The following is a 19,197-nucleotide window of genomic DNA, read 5'->3' on the forward strand; positions in this document are numbered from 1 at the left end:
ACGTGCTGCTAGCCATCGACATCGGTAACACGAACATCGTGCTCGGCCTGTATTCCGGGCCCGACCTCGTCGGTGACTGGCGCATGCGCGCCGATGCGCAGATGACCGCCGACGAACTGGCGCTCACCATGCGCGGGCTGCTCGGCGAGCAAGCCTCGGCGGTGACCGGGATCAGCGCGCTGTCCACGGTGCCGGCACTGCTGCGGGAGCTGCGGGTGATGTTGCGCCGTTATTACCCGCGCGCGCCGAAGGTCGTGGTCGAGCCCGGTGTGCGCACCGGCGTGCCGCTACTGGTGGACAACCCCCGGGAAGTCGGTGGCGACCGGCTGGTCAACACCCTGGCCGCCCACCACCTGCACAACACCGCGTGCGTGGTGGTGGATTTCGGGACTTCGACGAACGTGGACGCGATCTCCGCGCGCGGCGAGTTCCTCGGCGGCGCGTTCGCGCCGGGCATCGAAATCTCGGTGGACGCGCTGGCCGCGCGGGCGGCGGCGTTGCGCAAGGTGGAGCTCACGCGGCCGCGGTCGGTGATCGGCAAGAACACCGTGGAATGCCTGCAGTCCGGAATTCTGTACGGATTCGCCGGGCAGGTGGACGGCCTGGTGCGCCGCTTCGTGAAGGAGCTTTCCGCGGACGGCGGCGGCCCGGTCGCGGTGCTCGCGACCGGGGGCCTGGCCCCGCTGGTGATCGGCGAATCCGAGACGATCACCGAACACGTCCCCGACCTCACTCTGCTGGGGCTGCGCCTGGCGTTCGAACGCCACACGCGGACACATTCCTAGGTCGGTACACCCAGGTTGGGTAAGCGGCGGGGCCGCTTGCGGTGAGGCCGTCGGCTTGCACTCTGCGGCCAAATTCTCCGGCGGGGCATCCATGGGAGGCGGTCCCGGAGCGAGAAGACGCCTGGGGGTTTCGCTACCGCACCGCCGCGCAAGCCACCTCACGGTCTCGAGCTAGTTCAGGAGGCTGTGTCCCTGGCTGGGGACACGGGTTTGTCGTACTCGCGGGGAGGTGGGCTGGTCCTGGTGGCGTGCCTCGCGGGGAGGTGGGCTGGTCCTGGTGGCGTGCCTGGCAATGTTGGCGGGGTGGTCCGGCGTTCGGTGTGTGTTCCCAAGCCGGAACTCAAGCACCTGAACCGGGGACACGCCCGCCTGGACCGGGAATTCGGGTGCCTGGGCCGGGGACACGCCCGCCTGGACGGGGAATTCGGGTGCCTGGGCCGGGGACACGCCAGGTGTTGGCGTGTCCCCGGTTCGGGACGGTGAGTTCTGGGTTAGGGCCGGCGAGTTCTGGGTTCGGGGCGGTGAGTTCTGGGTTCGGGACGGTGAGTTCTGGGTTCGGGTGGGTGAGTTCTGGGTTAGGGACGGTGAGTTCTGGGTTTGTGACGAGTTACGGGGTTCGGGCAAGAACACCAAAGTCAGCCCAACCCACCCCAAGCGACCTCGACGCAGGCCCTAGCGGCGGGTGGCGCGCAGTGTTCTGGTGGTCAGCGGGTAGGTGAACTCGCCTTCGGCGGTTTTCGGGTTGTTGGCGAGGAAATCGCGTAGCCGGGCCAGCGTCGCTTCGCGCTCGTCCTCGGCGGCGACCAGCAGCTTCGAGTGCGTGGCGAAGGTTTCCAGCAGGGTCTCGGCGGTGCGCCGGTGCCCGTTGGGGAACGTCTCGAGTTCGAACGGTCCGAATTCGGCATGAACGGGCGGGAACGGTTCGGGCGGGTCCCAGCTCCGGGCGACGCTGGTGCGGGCCAGCGCGTCCAGTTCGGCCACCCACGGCACGGAGTCGTCGCGGTGGTTCCACAGCGCCACCACGGTGCCGCCCGGCTTGAGCACCCGGGCGATCTCGGTCAGTGCCCGGTCCATGTCGAACCAGTGGAACGCCTGGCCGACGAGCACCGAATCGACCTCGGCGTCGCCGAGCGGGATTCCTTCGGCCGTGCCGTCGAGCGCGCGGACGCCCGGATGGCGCCGGGCGAGTTCGGCGAGCATGGCCGGGTCCGGCTCCACCGCGGTCACTCGCAGGTCCAGGTCCAGCAGCCCTTCGGTCAGCTTGCCGGTCCCCGCGCCGAGGTCGAGGACGTGCTCGGCGTTCGAGGGCAGGCCCCACCGCAGCGCGGCCACCGGGTAGCCGGGCCGGTGCTGTGCGTAAGCGGCGGCTTCCTTGCCGAAAGAGCGGGAGAGGCGTGCCCACAGTTTGGCTTCCGAGGTGTGTTCGGTCACACCGCAATCATATTTCGGCGACGATTTCCCGGGTGCCGATGCGGCCCGGCACCCGGCTGGGCCCTCCGGACGCGGCAAAGGTAATCCGGTTGGCCTAGCTAACCGGCGGGTTCGTACCCTAGGCGCATGACCGATTCCCCTGCCGCCGATCGTTCGCTGCCCGAAGAGGACCTGCCGGAACAGATGCAGGTCCGCCGGGCCAAGCGCGACCGGATAATCGCCGAGGGCGGGGAAGCGTATCCGGTCGAAGTGCCGAGGACGCATACCCTCGCCGAGATCAGGGCCGCGCATTCCGGGTTGGCCGCGGACACCGCGACCGGTGAGATGGTCGGTGTAACCGGCCGCGTGATGTTCCTGCGCAACACCGGCAAACTCTGTTTCGCCACCCTGCGCGAAGGTGACGGCACCGAGTTGCAGGCGATGATCAGTCTGACCGGGGTGGGTGCGGAGTCACTTGCCGCCTGGAAATCGGACGTCGATCTCGGCGACCACGTATTCGTGCATGGTGAGGTGATCACCTCCAAGCGCGGTGAGCTTTCCGTGTTCGCGGACAGTTGGGCTATCGCGGCCAAAGCGCTTCGGCCGCTGCCGGTTGCGCACAAGGAACTCGCCGAGGAAACCCGCGTCCGGCAGCGTTATGTCGATCTCATCCTGCGGCCGAAGGCGCGGGATGTGGTGCGCACCCGGGCCACCGTGATGCGCGCGTTGCGCGACTCGTTTCACCGCCGGGGATTCACCGAGGTGGAAACCCCGATGCTGCAGACACTGCACGGTGGCGCGACGGCCCGGCCGTTCACGACCCACTCCAATGCCTTCGACATCGACCTCTATCTGCGGATCGCGCCGGAGCTCTACCTCAAGCGCTGTGTGGTAGGTGGACTGGAGAAGGTCTTCGAGATCAACCGGAACTTCCGTAACGAGGGCAGTGACTCCACGCATTCGCCGGAATTCGCCATGTTGGAGTTCTACGAGGCGTATGCGACTTATGACACCAACGCGGTGTTGACCAGGCAGCTGATCCAGGAGGCGGCGGAAGCCGTGTTCGGCGGCACCGAAGTCACGCTCGCCGATGGCACGCCCTATGACCTATCGGGTGAATGGAAGTTCATTACGATCTACGGTTCGCTGTCCGACGCACTGGGCGAGGAAGTGACTCCGGAGACCTCCGTGGAGAAGCTGCGGTCGTTCGCGCAGGCCCGTGACCTGCAGGTGGACCCGAAACTGGGGCACGGCAAGCTGGTCGAGGAACTGTGGGAACACCTGGTCGGCGACCAACTGCGGGAACCGACATTCGTCCGGGATTTTCCGATCGAGACCTCGCCTTTGACCCGGCAGCACCGCAGCGTGCCCGGGGTTGCGGAGAAGTGGGACCTCTACGTTCGCGGATTCGAGCTGGCTACCGGTTACTCCGAGCTGGTCGACCCGGTGATCGAGCGGGAAAGACTCGTTGAGCAGGCTCGTTTGGCCGCCGGTGGAGATAGCGAAGCCATGCGACTGGATGAAGATTTCCTCAGGGCGCTCGAGTACGGAATGCCGCCGTCCGGTGGGGTCGGAATGGGGATCGATCGGTTGCTCATGGCACTGACCGGGCTGGGTATCCGTGAGACGATCCTCTTCCCGCTGGTGCGTCCGCAATAAGTAGGATTTGCCTTGGCCCCCGATTCCGGGTATTAATGTCCTAGTCAATGGCTTCTGACCCGGGGGCGGTTGCCCCTACCCCCAACATTCTCAAGCGTTAAACAGGAGGAAACTGATGGCACAGAAGGTCCTGGTCTCCCTCGTCGACGACATCGACGGTTCAGAGGCCGACGAGACCGTCGAGTTCGGTTTGGACGGCATCAGCTACCAGATCGATCTCTCCAGCGACAATGCCGAAGAGTTGCGGGACGCGCTTGCGCAGTATGTCGAGCACGCGCGTCGCGCGGGTGGTCGTAAGCGTGCCGTGGGCCGTCCATCGACCAAGGCGGCGGTGGCGCGGCCGGCTTCGGTGGATCGTGAGCAGAACCAGGCCATCCGCGCCTGGGCGCGGAAGAACGGTTTCCAGGTGTCCGACCGCGGCCGTATCCCGTCCGAGGTTGTCGAGGCTTACCACAAGAAGAACTGAGCGAGACAAAGCGGGAGCGGGGCCCCGATTACCGTCGGCGGCCCCGCTCGCCGGGCGAGCCGCCGCCAGTGGTACGGCGGCGGACGCTTGTCCGAATCGTGAGAAGCGATTCTTGAACAAAGTTTTAGAGCCGGAGTGGACCCCTCCGTTGTCGCGAGTGGACTGCACCTGCCGGCTATATCCGCGGCCCCCGTCGTGGGCGTCGCGTAATCGATCGGCTTCGCCGCGCACTCGCCGTGCGGTGTTGTTGATGTGTGGCCGTCGATCGCTGATTTGAGCGTGATTCCGGCTTTCTCGACGGCCGGTAACTCCCGCGCCGTCGCCACCTTTCCTCATCGACGGTTCGTCGCGACCCGGAGCGAACGCCCGGTTTACCTTATGTGGTGAATGTCACCCGAGTGGGACTTCAGGGCCTTCGACATATTCGATCTCAGCTGTCTCGTCACCGCTTGTGCACCCAGGTGCGTTCGTGGCGTCGCTCCCCACCGCGACCCGGAATTCACCCGTTCGGGTGTTCTGGAGTGAGGGGCCTGCCCGCCCGCTGTGCGTGCGAAGGGCAGGGAAAGGGGCCAGGGCTTGTCCTCAGGGCCGGGTCCGGGGTTTGTGCCCCAGCGGACCCAGCGTCTGGGGATTGCACCGCCAGACGAGACGGCTTCCTGTGGGGTTGCACCCCCCAGGCGACACGGCTTCCTGCGGGTTGCGCCCCCGGACGACGCATATCCGGAGCGGCAAATGGGGTAACCGAGATCGTGTTCGCGCTGAGCGGACAACGGGCCCAGGTGGAATCCGATGGGCCCGGCCTGCGTTAAACCGTATGTCAGTTACCAGCGAAGACAAGAGGCCGGAAGCTAGTTGTCGGCGTCGACTTCTGCGACCTGATGGGCCGTGGTGGTAGTCGTAACCGGCTGGTTGGCTACTACAGTGGTCCTACGGTGCTGAATCCGCCGTCAAGGCGGCGGAGGCTCACCGCCGGCGCAGCAGTCGAGGGAGTGGGAATGTTCGAGAGGTTCACCGACCGCGCGAGGCGGGTGGTCGTCCTGGCTCAGGAAGAAGCCAGGATGCTCAACCACAACTACATCGGCACCGAGCACATCCTCCTGGGCTTGATCCACGAGGGTGAGGGTGTCGCCGCCAAGGCGCTCGAATCGTTGGGTATCGCGCTGGAGGGTGTCCGCCAGCAGGTCGAGGAGATCATCGGCCAGGGGCAGCAGGCCCCGAGTGGGCACATCCCCTTCACTCCGCGTGCCAAGAAGGTACTCGAGCTGTCGTTGCGCGAGGCGCTGCAGCTCGGTCACAACTACATCGGCACCGAGCACATCCTGCTCGGGCTGATCCGGGAAGGCGAGGGCGTCGCAGCGCAGGTGCTGGTCAAGCTGGGCGCCGACCTCAACCGGGTGCGCCAGCAGGTGCTCCAGTTGCTGTCCGGATACCAGGGCAAGGAGCCGGCCGAGGCCGGCGCGGGACGCGGTGAAGGCACCCCGTCCTCTTCACTGGTGCTCGACCAGTTCGGCCGCAACCTGACCGTCTCCGCCCGCGAGGGCAAGCTGGACCCGGTGATCGGGCGCAGCAAGGAGATCGAGCGGGTCATGCAGGTCCTCTCGCGTCGCACGAAGAACAACCCCGTGCTGATCGGCGAGCCCGGCGTCGGCAAGACCGCCGTGGTCGAGGGCCTGGCGCAGAACATCGTCAAGGGCGAGGTCCCGGAGACGCTGAAGGACAAGCAGCTCTACACGCTGGACCTCGGCTCGCTGGTCGCCGGGTCGCGCTACCGCGGTGACTTCGAAGAGCGCCTGAAGAAGGTGCTCAAGGAGATCAAGACCCGCGGCGACATCATCCTGTTCATCGACGAGCTGCACACCCTGGTCGGCGCCGGTGCGGCCGAGGGCGCGATCGACGCGGCCTCCATCCTCAAGCCGATGCTGGCCCGGGGCGAGCTGCAGACGATCGGGGCGACCACGCTCGAGGAGTACCGCAAGTACATCGAGAAGGACGCCGCGCTGGAGCGACGCTTCCAGCCGATCCAGGTCGGTGAGCCGTCGCTGGAGCACACCATCGAGATCCTCAAGGGCCTGCGCGACCGGTACGAGGCGCACCACCGCGTTTCGATCACCGACTCCGCGCTGGTCGCCGCGGCGACGCTGGCCGACCGCTACATCAACGACCGGTTCCTGCCGGACAAGGCGATCGACCTGATCGACGAGGCCGGTGCCCGGATGCGGATCCGCCGGATGACCGCACCGCCGGACCTGCGCGAGTTCGACGAGCGGATCGCGGCCGTGCGCCGCGACAAGGAATCCGCGATCGACGCGCAGGACTTCGAGCGCGCGGCTCGGCTGCGGGACGAGGAGAAGACCCTGCTGGGCCAGAAGTCCGAGCGGGAGAAGCAGTGGAAGGACGGTGACCTGGACGTCGTCGCCGAGGTCGACGACGAGCAGATCGCCGAGGTCCTGGCCAACTGGACCGGTATCCCGGTGTTCAAGCTCACCGAGGAGGAGACCACGCGTCTGCTCCGCATGGAGAGCGAGCTGCACAAGCGGATCATCGGCCAGGAGGACGCGGTCAAGGCCGTGTCGCAGGCCATCCGCCGCACCCGCGCCGGGCTGAAGGACCCCAAGCGCCCGTCCGGCTCGTTCATCTTCGCCGGCCCGTCCGGTGTCGGTAAGACCGAGCTGTCCAAGGCGCTGGCGGAGTTCCTGTTCGGTGAGGACGACGCGCTCATCCAGATCGACATGGGCGAGTTCCACGACCGCTACACCGCCTCGCGGCTGTTCGGTGCCCCTCCGGGCTACGTGGGCTACGAAGAGGGTGGCCAGCTCACCGAGAAGGTGCGCCGGAAGCCGTTCTCCGTCGTGCTCTTCGACGAGATCGAGAAGGCGCACCAGGAGATCTACAACACCCTGCTGCAGGTGCTGGAGGACGGCCGCCTCACCGACGGTCAGGGCCGCACGGTCGACTTCAAGAACACGGTGCTGATCTTCACCTCGAACCTGGGCACGCAGGACATCTCGAAGTCCGTGAGCCTCGGCTTCTCTTCGGGTACCGACGAGGGATCGCGGTACGACAAGATGAAGCAAAAGGTCAACGAGGAGATGAAGAAGCACTTCCGGCCGGAGTTCCTGAACCGGATCGACGACATCATCGTGTTCCACCAGCTCACTCAGGAGCAGATCATCGAGATGGTGGACCTGATGATCTCGCGGCTGGAGACCCAGCTCAAGGCCAAGGACATGGCGATCGAGCTCACCGACAAGGGGAAGGCGCTGCTGGCCAAGCGCGGCTTCGACCCGGTGCTCGGCGCCCGGCCGCTGCGCCGCACCATCCAGCGGGAGATCGAGGACAAGCTGTCCGAGGAGATCCTGTTCGGTCGGCTGCAGCCGGGCCAGATCGTCATCGTCGACGTCGAGGGCTGGAGCGGCAACCCGGAGGACAAGGACGACAAGGCGACGTTCACCTTCCGCGGCGAGCCGAAGCCGCTCGAGGTGCCGGACGCTCCGCCGGTGAGCGTCGGCGCATCGAACGACGGCCGTGAGGTCGAAGGCGACTAAGAGCGCGAACGCGTTGGCGAAGGCCCCCAGGGATTGCCCTGGGGGCCTTCGCCTGCTCCGGGCGTGCGCCTGTCAAGAAATATGAAGTTTTAAGTGTATTATTGTGAAGTGTGAGTCGCCGAACGTACAACCAGTACTGCGCCACCGCCCGGACGCTGGACATCGTCGGGGAGCGCTGGACGCTGCTGGTCATCCGTGAACTGCTGACCGGGCCCAAACGCTTCGGCGACCTCCTGGCCAACCTCGCGGGCATGGGCACGGGCCTGCTTGCCGCGCGGTTGCGGTATCTGCAGGAAGAGGGCTTGGTCCAGCAGGTGGTGCTTCCGCCGCCGGCCAAGGCTCCCGCCTACGCACTGACCGAGGCCGGGGCGGATCTCGGGCCGACGGTGCTGGCGCTGGCGCGGTGGGGGCTGCGGTGGGCGGCCGAGGAGCGCCGCGAGGGTGAGGTGTTCCGGCTGGGCTGGACAGTGCTCGGCATGCAGGCCATCTTCGACGCCGAAGCCGCGCGTGACGTCCGGGCGGTCTACGAGTTCCGGGTGGATGACGACGTGTTCCATGTCCGCGTGGAGCACGGGGAGATCGAGTCGGTGCACGGCCCGGCTCAGCGGCCGGACGTGGTCATCGAGACGAGTGCGGAGGTGTTCCGCGCGTTGATGGCCGGCGAACTGAGCGTCGCCGAGGCCAAGCGCTCGGGCTCTGCCGAGGTGTCGGGCAACCAGCAACTCCTGCGCAAGCTGCGAAGCCTCTTCCGCCTACCGCAGCCGCAGGTCAGGGTGGCGGAAGAGGCGGCTGAGGGCTCCGCCCCCACGCCCCCGACTGGGGGCAAGCCCTCAAACCCCCTATAGCCGTTCGCGTCAGTCGGTCAACGGCACGCCGTTGACCGAGATCGCGACGTCGATGTTGCCTCTCGTCGCGTTCGAATACGGGCACACCTGATGTGCGGTATGCGTTAGCCGCGCGGCCTGGCTTGCGTCCTGAATGGACGGCAGCGTGACGGCGAGTTCGGCGCCCAGCTTGAATCGGCCGCCCTCGATCGGGATGAGCATGGCCTTCGCGTCGATCACCGCGTCCTCCGCGTCGAGGCCCTCGCGCTTGGCCAAGCCGGCCAGCACGGTCTGAAAACAGGCGGCGTAGCCGATCGCGAAGAGCTGTTCGGGATTGGCCCCGCCGCCCGCGCCGCCCAGTTCCTTCGGCAGGCGGAGTGCGAGGTCGATTTCGCCGTCCGTGGTGCGCGCGCGCCCGTGTGCCCGTCCGCCCGTGACTCGTGCCTCGGCCGTGTATTTCGCGTCTGTCATGTCCTTGCTCCGTTCTGGTCTTCCGGTTCAAGTATCTTGCACTTTCAAAACAGGAAGTGAAAGGTATTAGATCATGGTTCTAGAGCAACAGCTAACAGGAGGATCGATGACGACGTTCGTGCTCGTTCACGGGGCCTGGCATGGCGGCTGGGCCTGGGACCGCGTCGCCCCGTTGCTGGCAGATGCGGGAGCCAGAGTCGTCGCTCCCGACCTCACGCTCGGCCGTGACGTCGGTCTCAGCGCCCACGCCGAGGAGGTGATCGCCGCCATCGACCAGGTCTCGAACGGCACGACAGTCCTGGTCGGGCACAGTTACGGCGGCCTGGTCGTACGCCAGGCCGCCGACCGGCGGCCCGAGCGCGTGGCCCACATCGTCTTGGTGGACGGCTGGGCCGGACCCGATGGGGTCAGCATGCGGACCCTGATACCCAGCTGGTTCGCGGCGGACGGCGACGGCTGGCGCCTCCCGGCTCCCATCGACGGCTGGCGGATGCCGGCCCCTCCGCCGGCCGTCTTCGGCATCGAGGACGTTCAGGACGCCGCCTGGCTCCAGCAGCGCCTGCGTCCACATTCGCTGCGGACCTTCACCGAGCCGACGCGGCTGACCGGCGCGGTCGGGGAAATACCGGGCAGCGCCCTCTACTGCCGCCCACCGCGGCTGCCTTTCGCCGATATGGGCGAGCGCCTCGGCTATCGGCTCGTCGGCATTGACGGCCCCCACGACGTCATGCTCACCGATCCCGCACGCGTCTCGGCGGAAATCCTCGCGGCCGCGGCGAGCGTGCGGGATTAGAGGTCGCGCCGCAGGCCGCCATGGGGGCGCGACACGCTGTTCTCCAGGTCAGGCGAGCGAGTCGATCCACCGCTTCAGACGGCGGCCTTCGGCCACCATCAGCTCCGGGTCGCGGAGCGTATTGGTCAGCACCGAAATGCCCTGGTAGGCGGCGATAAGTGCGACTGCGAGCTCGCGGGCGTCGCTCCGGCCCAGCTCCGCGAACTGCCGCTCGGTCCAGTCGATGAGCGCGCGCATCAGGGCGGCGACCGTCGCGTCGAGGCCATCGGCCCGCTTGTCCAGCTCGGACGCGAGCGTGCCAGTGGGGCAGCCGAACCGGACCGCGGTGTCGCGCTGCTCGACCCATCCGGCGATGAGCGCCTTCAGCCGCTCGCCCGGCGTCGGCAGCGCGTCGAGGGCTTCGATCATCCCCGCCAGGTTCTGCGTGTGGGTGTCGATCGCGGCCTCGACCAGCTCATTCTTGGTCTTGAAGTAGTAGTACACGTTCCCCACGGGGACGTCGGCCTCCCGTGCGATGTCCGCCAGGGTGGTCTTCTCGACGCCCTGTTCGTGCAGCACCTTGGCCGCGGCGGCGGCCAGCCGCTCACGCTTGCCGGGCGCGCGGCCGGCCCGCGTTGTCGAGTTAGTCACCTGACTGACTGTAGACGAACGCTATCGCGGTGAGCTATGGTCAACCTCGGATTTAGTTAGTCAACTAACTCAGAACGGAGATCGCCATGATCGCAGTTACTGGAGCCACCGGGAACGTCGGCCGCGAACTGGTCCGTCTTCTCACCGACGCAGGCGAGGAGGTGACCGCCATCTCGCGCGGCGAGGCGCGTGACCTTCCTGCTGATGTGCGCCATGTGCGGGCGGACCTCGCGGACCCGGACAGTCTGCGCTCCGCGCTGGATGGCGCTCACGCGTTGTTCCTGCTCGTGGCCGGCGATGACCCGCAAGGCATCCTCGACGCAGCGAAGGCCGGCGGCGTCCGCCGGGTCGTGCTGGTCTCGTCTCTCGGTGTCGCCACCCGTCCCGACGCCTACCGTCACCCCGCCGCCTTCGAGGACGCGCTCCACGGTTCGGGCCTCGACTGGACCGTGCTGCGTTCCGGCGGGCTGAATTCCAACGCCTTCGCGTGGGCCGGGCAGATTCACGCCGACCGAGTGGCCGCCGCCCCGTTCGGCGACGTCGGCCTGCCGACGGTCGACCCGCTGGATGTCGCCGAGGTCGCCGCCGCCGCGCTGCTACGGCCCGGCCACGCCGGCGCCGTGTACGAGCTCACGGGCCCTGCACTGATCACCCCGCGCGAGCGGGCCGCGGCGATCGGCGCCGCGATCGGCGAGCCCGTCCGGTTCGTCGAGCAGACCCGCGGCCAGGCGCGGGCGCAGATGCTCGCGTTCATGCCCGAGCCGGTGGTGGAGGGCACCCTCGCCATCCTCGGAGAGCCGCTTCCCGCCGAGCGCCGGGTGAGCCCCGACGTCGAGCGGATCCTGGGTCGCGCGCCGCGCCCGTTCTCGGACTGGGCCGCCCGCAGTGCCAACGCCTTCCGCTGATCCGGCGAAGAAGCCATGCCCCTCTACAACACTGGGAGAGATCCCGCGTTACCGCGTGTTCAAGGGCCCGGCCCTGGCGTGTCGGCACTGAAGGCTATAAGCCGTGCGGAAGCGATTGATGTCCCGTCGAGGGGGCCAGGGCTCGGGCGCCCGCTGGCAGACCACGTCAAACGCGCACGCCTCCACAACCTGAAAGAACTCCGGCCGGCTTCCGCCGGTGCGAGCGAGATTCGGATCCTGTTCGGGTTCGATCCGGCGCGGCGGGCCATTCTCCTGGCGGCGGGCGACAAAACGGGAAACTGGAAGCGGTGGTACGACGTCGCCATACCGATCCCCGAGGCACGTTACGGGGAACACTTGAAGGGGGCTGAGACATGGCGCGTTCAGGGAAACAAGTGAAGGCCGACAAGGTCGTTCGCGATCAGGAAACCGGTCGCGACGTCGAAGCATCCCGCGCTGAAGCCCGCGAGGCGACTCAGGCGTACGTTCTCGGCTTTCGATTGGCGCAACTTCGTGAGGAGGCCGGGGTGAGCCAGACCGAACTTGCCAGGCGAATGATCGTGCGGACGACGGTCGGCCTGCTCAACACTTGCAACGGTCGCGTTATGCGTGAAGGCCCTGCGTGATCGAGCTCTTCGTGGCCCGGCAACATATCGCAATGTTGCCGGGTCTTGCCATTGACGGCATGGCGAGTGTGAGAGTCTGAGCCGACTGAGGGGAGGCCTATGAACGTCTTGACGATTGACTTCGGCACGTCGAGCACGGTCGCGGTCCTGTCCGCGTTCGAGCGCGGGCCACGGGCGATCGAGGTCGACGGCTCGGTGACCATGTCGTCGGCGGTGTTCGCGCTCGAAGACGGCACGCTCGTCGTGGGCCAGGATGCCGAGCGCCGGGCGCGGCTGGATCCGGCGCGGTTCGAGCCCAACCCGAAGCGGCGGATCGACGAGGCCACCCTCCTGCTCGGCACCGACGTGGTGCAGGTGACCGACACGCTGGCCGCGGTGCTTCGCCGGGTCGGCGAGGAGGCCGTGCGCCAGTTGAACGGCCAGTGGCCCGACGCGGTGCGCCTCTCGCATCCCGCGCGCTGGGGCTCGACCCGGCAGACCACGCTTCGTCAGGCCGCTATCAAGGCCGGTTTCGGTACCTCGACGGCTCTGTTGCCCGAGCCCGTGGCCGCCGCCGCGCACTATGCCGCGCTGCGCTCGCAACCGCTCGCCCCCGGCAGCGCGCTGGCGGTGTACGACCTCGGTGCGGGCACCTTCGACTGCGCGGTCGTCGGAGTCACCCGGGACGGCTTCACCGTGCTCGCCGACAACGGACTGCCCGACCTGGGCAGCCTCGATATCGATCAGGCGCTGCTGGTGTACGTCGGCCGGCAGGTCTCACATCTGGATCCTGCGCAGTGGCAACGGGTTCTGCGCCCGCAGAGCGTCACCGACCGTCGCATCCGCCGCGCCTTGATGCAGGATGTCCGCGACGCCAAGGAAACGCTTTCCCGGCATGCGCACACCGAGGTGCCCATGCCCGAGCCGTTCGAGGACGTGCTGGTCACCCGCGCCGAGCTGGAGGCGCTGGTGCGCCCGAACCTGTTGCGCAGCGCGGAACTCATGGCCGCGACCATTCGCGACGCCGGGTTGACCCCGCAGCAGCTGAGCGGCGTCTACCTGGTGGGTGGCCCGAGCCGGATGCCGTTGGTGGCCAGCCTGCTGGCGGACAAGCTCGGGGTCATGCCCACCACGCAGGACCAGCCGGAGACGGCGGTGGCCTTCGGCTTGCACGAGGAGCCGACGGCACCGGCCGCACCACCGCAGGACGAGCCCCGCACCATGCCGGCGATTTCTCCGGTGATGAGGCCGCAAACCTGGCACCCGCCGATTCAGCAGCAGCCGCAGCCAGTGCGGCCCGTGCAGGTTCCGCCGGCGCGCCCGGCGCGCAAGAGCCTCAAGGTGCCGATGCTGGTGGGTGCGGGTGTGCTGGTGTTGGTCGCTGCCCTGGTCACGACGCTGGTGCTGGTCAACGGGCAGTCCGGCGACTCCCCGCCACTCGCCGGCGGGACGACCGTTCATCAGTTCGGTGGTGGCGTTGACCCGGCGAGCTGTGACCAGGTGGGTGAGAAAGACGGACACGGCTTCACTCCGTGCCTGCTTCAGCTGGCCGGCAACGTGCCCGACCGTGCCGGCTGCTCCAGCGGTCTTAACGGGATGAGCCTGCCGAGCATCGGCGGTGCCGGCAACGCGACGATAGTCACCTGCACGATGACGTCCACGAGCCAGCAGTTGTCCACCACGATGGTGGTCTACTACCAGGGATTGCCCTATTCCAGCTTGAAGACCAGCGTGGACGCCCAGCTGGAGAACCCCAGCGAGGCCATCGAGGGTGAGTGGCAAGGAAACGGGTTGTCCGGTCATTACCGGGGCGGGGTCGGCATCGTCGGCGACATCCTGGTCTTCGGTGCGGACGACCGGAACGTGGCCGGCATGGTCATTTCTATCGACCTGAGTGGCGAAGGCAGCCAGACGGCGCAGGACGTCGTGGACTACTTCGAACAGCACGTAAAGCCCGGCACGTAGGCATCTTCAGGTGCTGCGAGTCTCGATCCTCGGACCGGTCCTCCTCTCCGACGGTGGGGGGCCGATCGAGATCCGGGGTGCCCGCCTGCGCATGCTGCTGGCCAGGCTCGCGCTGGACGCCGGCCGGGTGGTGAGCGTGGACGCGTTGGTGGACGGCTTGTGGGGCGCCGATCCTCCGGCAGATGCCGGGAACGCGTTGCAGTCGCTGGTGTCCAGGCTCCGCAAGGTTCTCGGCGACGCGACGCTGCTGGTCGGGACCGCCGGCGGATACCGGCTCCAGCTCGATCCCGGCGACATCGACGCGCACCGGTTCGAGGAACTGGCCACGCACGGGCGGCGTGAACTCGCCGCGGGCCGCTTCGGCCAGGCAACCGACGCGTTGACCGAGGCCCTGGGACTTTGGCGGGGCGAAGCCCTTTCCGACGTCCTCGAAGCTCCGTTCGCCCAGCCGCCCGCCGCGAGACTCGCGGACCTTCGGGCGGCCGCGCTGGAGGACCGGTTCGAAGCCGAGCTGGAACTCGGTCACCACGCCGACGTTCTGGCGGATCTGGAGGAGAGCGGCGCGAAGTACCCGCTGCGGGAACGGCTGGCGGGCCTGCGCATGCGCGCGCTTTACGCGGCCGGGCGGCAATCGGAGGCGCTTCGCGTGTACGAGCGGCTCCGTGCCGATCTTGCCGACGAACTGGGCGTCGACCCCTCGCCCGAGCTCGCGCAGGTCCATCTCGCGGTGCTGCGCGGTGAACTGGGCCGGCCTCGGGTGGCCAGGCAGGAGAACCTGCCGGCACGGTTGACCAGTTTCGTGGGGCGCGGGCGGGAACTGGGCCTGATCGGACAGTCGTTGACGAGCGCCCGACTGGTCACGCTCGTCGGCCCCGGTGGCGCCGGCAAGACCCGGTTGGCGGTCGAGGCCGCGGTCCGGCATCCGGCACACGAGCGCGGAGGGGTGTGGTTCGTGGAACTCGCCGGTGTGCGCGACGGTGGCGACGTCAGCGGGGCAGTACTGGGGGCGCTCGACGCGCCGGAAATACGCCTGATTGCCTCGCCGGTGCCGCAAGCCGTCGACGTCCTGGACCGCATCACGGAGTTGCTGGGCGGCGGCGAAAGCCTGCTGGTGCTGGACAACTGCGAGCACGTGATCGAAGCCGCCGCCGAGTTCGTCTACGAGCTGCTGGGCCGCGTGCCGAACCTGCGCATCCTGGCCACCAGCCGGGAACCATTGGCCATTCCCGGTGAGGTGCTCTGCCAGCTCGGGCCGCTGGCGCAGCCGGAAGCCGTGCAACTGTTCACGGACCGGGCCGCCGCGGTGCGGCCGGGCTTCGTGCCGGACGGCGAAACCGGTGGCGCGGTAGCGGAAATCTGCCAACGGCTCGACGGGATGCCGCTTGCCCTGGAACTCGCGGCGGCTCGGTTGCGCTCGATGAGCGCCGGGCAGATCGCCCAGCGTCTCGACGATCGGTTCCGGTTGCTCACTTCCGGCAGCCGGGTCGCGCTGCCCCGGCAGCGCACCCTGCGCGCGGTGGTCGAGTGGAGCTGGGACCTGCTGGAGAAGCCGGAACGCGTGCTCGCCCGCCGCCTGGCCGTCTTTCCCGCCCCGGCAACGATTTCCGCGATCGAAGCGATCTGTGCGGACGAGTCGCTTCCGGTCGCGGACGTGCTCCACGTGCTCGGCTCGCTGGTCGACAAGTCCATTGTAGACACCGTGGCCGCTGGTTCCCGGTACCGGATGCTCGAGACCATCCGGGTCTTCGCGGGGGAGCGGCTCGACGAAGCGGGCGAGCGCGAGGCCATCGCGCGGCGGTTCGGCGAGTACTTCACAAGCCTTGCCGAGGAACACGAGCCGAAGCTGCGCACCCATGACCAACTCCGGGCGATCGCGGCCTTCGACGCCGAGCACGACAACCTGATCACCGCGTTGCGGCGCGCGATCGAGAAGTCCGACGCCGAAATCACCTACCGGCTTGTGGGATCCCTCCTCTGGTATTGGGTCGTCAAGGGCATGGACGAGCAGCCCACGGAGTTCCTCGCGGAGGTTCTCCGGCTGCGGGACCGGATTCCCGAGCACGCTGTCGCTGCTTTTGCGACGTTGCGCGTCCTGATCGGAGCCATGCCGGTTATCCAGCCAGACCTCGACATCCGGTCGTATGTCGAGGAATGCCTGCGCACCGACGCGACGGCTCACTACCCGGTACTCGCGCTCGGCATCCCGATGCTCTGCTTTCTCGGCAGGCAGCCGGAACTGGCCGAGCGGGAGCTGCGCAGGATCCTGGCGAGCCCGGATCCGTGGGCGCGTGCCTGCGGGCACTGGGCCGAGGGATTCATCCTCGCCGATCGCGGTGATTTCGCGGGCAGCGAGCGGGCACAGGAGTTGGCGTTTCAGGGGTTCCGCGCCGTGGGCGATCGCTGGGGGAGCTCGAACTCGCTGGTCATGCTGGCCGATGTCCGATCCCTGCGCGGCGAGCACGAGAAGGCGATCGAAAACCTCACCGATGGTGTGGCGATGGCCCGCGAACTGGCCGCGAGCGAAGACGTCGGCCACCAGCTGTTCCGGCTGGCGCTCGAACGCATGCGGATGGGCGATGCGGCGGGTGCCTGGCGTGACATCGAGGAAGCCCAGGCCATGGCGACGGACAGCGGGGACCCCCGATACCAGGCGATGGCACGGTTCTTCCGGCTGGAGGTGGCGCGCCGGTGCGGCGATTTCGCCCAGGCGCACGACCTGCTCGACGGGCTGGAGGCCGACCTGTCGCTGGTTCGCCTGCCGGCGAACATGGGCGCCGAGTGGGTCGCCCACGCGGCCGCCGCGCTCGCGATTTCCGAAGGCGACGCGCCGGAGGCGAGAGCCAGGTTGCCGCTGGTGCTGCGGTCCACCACGGAGCGCCACGACATGCCGGACGCTGCCAAAACCGCGATGACCGCCGCGAAGTTGTTCCACCTCGAAGGAAACCCGGCACTGGCCGCGTGGGCGCTCGGCATGACCGAAGCACTGCGGGGCGCGTTCGACGCCGGTGACCCGGAGTTACGTGAACTGGTCGCCGCGCTCCGTGCGGAACTCGGCGACCAGTCCTATGTGGACACCTACCGTCGCGGCGCCGGGCTGTCCCGTTCGGACGCGGGCCGGCTCCTGTTGGCCGAATTCAACTCAGGCCACCCGCCTGCGGTAGGCGCGCATCGCCAGCGGGAAGAAAACCACGACGATCCCGGCCATCCACGCGAAGCCACCGAGTAGCGGACCCGTGACCGGACCGCCGGTGAGCAGGCCGCGCATGGCGTCGGCGAGCAGGCTGACCGGGTTGATGTCCGACCATGCCCGCAACCAGCCGGGCATCGTCGAGGCCGGCACGAACACGTTGCTGCCGAAGGTGAGCGGCATCACGAACGCGATCATGGTGCCCTGCACGGCGGTCGGCGTGCGCATGAGCATGCCGACGAACACCGACATCCAGCAGAAACACAGCCCGGCCAGCACCATCGTCGCGCAGGCGGCCAGCGCCGCGAGCGGATTGGTGTGGATGCGGAAACCCATGATCGTCGCCATGATCAGCAACACGCCGAGCGCCACGGCATAGCGCACCAGATCCGCGAGCACCGCGCCCACCAGCGGCGCCGACCTGGCGATCGGCAGGCTGCGGAACCGGTCGAACACGCCCTTGCTGACGTCGGTGTTCAGCGCGACCCCGGCGGACATGCTGGCCATGATGATGTTCTGCACCATCAACCCGGGCGTGAGGGCCTGCAGGTAGTCGCCGGTGCCACCGGCGATCGCGCCACCGAAGAGGTAGACGAACATCACCAGGAACAGGATCGGCTGCACGGTCACGTCGAGCAGTTGCTCGGGATTCTTGCGGATCTTCAGCGCCCCTCGCCAGGCGAGGGAGAACCCGTGTTGCACGGCCTTGGCCGGGCTGATCCGCCGGGGAAGGTCAACGATCGCGGCAGTCATGCGGGCACCTCCTCGGCGGGCTTTCCGGTGAGGGCGAGGAAAACCTCGTCCAGGCTGGGCAGGCGCAACGCGAGTTCGTCCACCGTTATCCCCGCGGCGTCCAGCCTTCGAACCAGTGCGGACAGCAGCACGGGATCGGGTGCGGGCGCGGTGAGCAACCCGATGTCCCGGTCCGCCGCCGGCTCGACCCCGGTCAGCTCGGCGAGAATCCGGGCCACCGCGTCGACATCGGCCGGCGAGGTCGGCCGCACCTGCACGGTCTGCCCGCCGACTCGTCGCTTGAGCTCGTCCGCGCGCCCTTCGGCGACCACGCGGCCGTGGTCGATCACCGTGATCCGGTCGGCGAGCTGGTCGGCTTCGTCGAGGTACTGCGTGGTGAGCAGCACGGTCGAGCCGTCCGCGACCAGCCCGCGCACCACGTTCCAGACCTCGATGCGCGCGTGCGGGTCCAACCCGGTGGTCGGCTCGTCCAGGTACAGCACCTGCGGACGGCCGACCAGGCTCGCCGCCAGGTCCAGCCGACGGCGCATACCGCCGGAGTAGGTCTTCGCCGCGCGGCCCGCCGGCTCGGAGAGCTCGAACCGCGCCAGCAACTCGTCCGCGCGTGCCCGTGCGCCGGCCCGGGACAACCCGAGCAGCCGCCCGATGAGCACCAGGTTTTCCGTGCCGGACAGGTCCTCGTCCACCGAGGCGTACTGCCCGGTGAGCCCGATGGCCGCGCGCACCTGCACGGGATCGCGCGCCACGTCGTATCCGGCGATGGTGGCGCGCCCGGCGTCCGGTCGCAGCAGAGTGGCCAGTATCCGCACCATCGTTGTCTTGCCGGCCCCGTTCGGGCCCAGCACACCGACCACCTTGCCGGTCGGCACCTCGAGGTCGACCCCGTTCAACGCGACGGTCTCCCCGAACCGCTTCACCAGGCCCTCGGCCTGGATAGCCAGCGACATCTCGTCCTCCTCGTAGTCGCGTGAGGTCGAAGATGCTCCTCGCGGCTGGCAGATCGCTGCCAGCGCACGCACAGCGGCCTGTGCCGTGATCTCAGTGCTTGTTCGGGCCCGGAGGGCGGGTAGCGAGGACTTGCCTTTACCAGGGACCCGGCGGCTCCGGGACAAGCTCTCAGTGAGCCTCGGGTAAGAGTGATCGCGTGACAGTAAGCAAGACCGACGCCCCTACTCGCAGCGCACAAACAAGCGGCAAGC

Annotated in this window: 16 protein-coding genes; 11 read left to right on the top strand and 5 right to left on the bottom strand. The window is 68.0% G+C overall.

The genetic code is table 11. The annotated features are described in order from the left end of the window. The first annotated feature begins 2 nt into the window (after positions 1–2). A complete protein-coding gene (locus A3CU_RS0114325) occupies positions 3–785 on the top strand; it encodes a type III pantothenate kinase (RefSeq protein WP_027942877.1) in 783 nt (260 codons plus the stop codon). Positions 786–1,457: 672 nt separating this feature from the next. On the opposite strand, the gene A3CU_RS0114330 is transcribed toward A3CU_RS0114325, so the two are convergent. After that, entirely contained in the window at positions 1,458–2,216 is a 759-nt protein-coding gene (locus tag A3CU_RS0114330) for a class I SAM-dependent methyltransferase (protein WP_027942878.1), read from the bottom strand. Positions 2,217–2,342: 126 nt separating this feature from the next. On the opposite strand from A3CU_RS0114330, the gene lysS reads away from it, so the two are divergent. From lysS to A3CU_RS44790, 4 genes are all read left to right on the top strand, one after another. After that, a complete protein-coding gene (gene lysS, locus A3CU_RS0114335; protein ID WP_027942879.1) occupies positions 2,343–3,854 on the top strand; it encodes a lysine--tRNA ligase in 1,512 nt (503 codons plus the stop codon). Between the two features lie 115 nt (positions 3,855–3,969). Further along, entirely contained in the window at positions 3,970–4,320 is a 351-nt protein-coding gene (locus A3CU_RS0114340) for a histone-like nucleoid-structuring protein Lsr2 (protein WP_027942880.1), read from the top strand. Positions 4,321–5,315: 995 nt separating this feature from the next. Further along, positions 5,316–7,865: an ATP-dependent Clp protease ATP-binding subunit gene (locus A3CU_RS0114345; protein ID WP_027942881.1), complete on the top strand. Its 2,550-nt coding sequence runs from the start codon at positions 5,316–5,318 to the stop codon at positions 7,863–7,865. 110 nt (positions 7,866–7,975) lie between these two features. Next, positions 7,976–8,710 (top strand): winged helix-turn-helix transcriptional regulator, encoded by a 735-nt coding sequence (locus A3CU_RS44790; RefSeq protein WP_052371721.1) that lies wholly within the window; start codon positions 7,976–7,978, stop codon positions 8,708–8,710. 9 nt (positions 8,711–8,719) lie between these two features. Here A3CU_RS44790 and A3CU_RS0114355 read toward each other — a convergent pair whose 3' ends face one another. Continuing rightward, entirely contained in the window at positions 8,720–9,160 is a 441-nt protein-coding gene (locus A3CU_RS0114355; RefSeq protein ID WP_027942882.1) for an organic hydroperoxide resistance protein, read from the bottom strand. Between the two features lie 106 nt (positions 9,161–9,266). Here A3CU_RS0114355 and A3CU_RS0114360 point away from each other — a divergent pair, with 106 nt between their 5' ends. Beyond that, positions 9,267–9,953, top strand: a complete 687-nt coding sequence (locus tag A3CU_RS0114360) for an alpha/beta hydrolase (protein ID WP_027942883.1) — start codon at positions 9,267–9,269, stop codon at positions 9,951–9,953. A 48-nt stretch (positions 9,954–10,001) separates the two neighbouring features. Here the strand turns inward: A3CU_RS0114360 and A3CU_RS0114365 are convergent, their stop codons facing one another. Continuing rightward, positions 10,002–10,583 carry a TetR/AcrR family transcriptional regulator gene (locus A3CU_RS0114365; protein ID WP_052371722.1) on the bottom strand — a complete coding sequence of 194 codons (582 nt, stop codon included), beginning with the start codon at positions 10,581–10,583 and terminating at the stop codon, positions 10,002–10,004. An 86-nt stretch (positions 10,584–10,669) separates the two neighbouring features. Here A3CU_RS0114365 and A3CU_RS0114370 point away from each other — a divergent pair, with 86 nt between their 5' ends. From A3CU_RS0114370 to A3CU_RS44800, 5 genes are all read left to right on the top strand, one after another. After that, entirely contained in the window at positions 10,670–11,488 is an 819-nt protein-coding gene (locus A3CU_RS0114370; RefSeq protein ID WP_027942885.1) for an SDR family oxidoreductase, read from the top strand. Positions 11,489–11,503: 15 nt separating this feature from the next. Next, positions 11,504–11,887, top strand: a complete 384-nt coding sequence (locus tag A3CU_RS51050) for a type II toxin-antitoxin system RelE/ParE family toxin (protein ID WP_084143263.1) — start codon at positions 11,504–11,506, stop codon at positions 11,885–11,887. Further along, complete coding sequence (locus A3CU_RS44795; RefSeq protein ID WP_245617075.1) at positions 11,884–12,114, top strand: helix-turn-helix domain-containing protein; 231 nt, start codon at positions 11,884–11,886, stop codon at positions 12,112–12,114. Before A3CU_RS51050 ends, A3CU_RS44795 begins: the two co-directional genes overlap by 4 nt. Positions 12,115–12,213: 99 nt before the next feature. Beyond that, positions 12,214–14,058 carry an Hsp70 family protein gene (locus A3CU_RS0114380; RefSeq protein ID WP_027942886.1) on the top strand — a complete coding sequence of 615 codons (1,845 nt, stop codon included), beginning with the start codon at positions 12,214–12,216 and terminating at the stop codon, positions 14,056–14,058. Positions 14,059–14,071: 13 nt separating this feature from the next. Continuing rightward, positions 14,072–17,284, top strand: coding sequence for an AfsR/SARP family transcriptional regulator (locus A3CU_RS44800; RefSeq protein ID WP_084143272.1), 3,213 nt, complete (start codon positions 14,072–14,074; stop codon positions 17,282–17,284). On the opposite strand, the gene A3CU_RS0114390 is transcribed toward A3CU_RS44800, so the two are convergent. Both A3CU_RS0114390 and A3CU_RS0114395 read right to left on the bottom strand, forming a co-directional pair. After that, complete coding sequence (locus A3CU_RS0114390) at positions 17,198–17,998, bottom strand: ABC transporter permease (protein ID WP_027942887.1); 801 nt, start codon at positions 17,996–17,998, stop codon at positions 17,198–17,200. The two genes, A3CU_RS44800 and A3CU_RS0114390, sit on opposite strands and share 87 nt — an antisense overlap. After that, positions 17,995–18,945, bottom strand: coding sequence for a daunorubicin resistance protein DrrA family ABC transporter ATP-binding protein (locus tag A3CU_RS0114395; protein WP_027942888.1), 951 nt, complete (start codon positions 18,943–18,945; stop codon positions 17,995–17,997). The genes A3CU_RS0114390 and A3CU_RS0114395 overlap by 4 nt, the downstream gene beginning before the upstream one ends. Positions 18,946–19,197 lie beyond the last annotated feature (252 nt).

The sequence above is a fragment of the Amycolatopsis taiwanensis DSM 45107 genome (assembly GCF_000519205.1).
Lineage (GTDB): Bacteria > Actinomycetota > Actinomycetes > Mycobacteriales > Pseudonocardiaceae > Amycolatopsis_E > Amycolatopsis_E taiwanensis.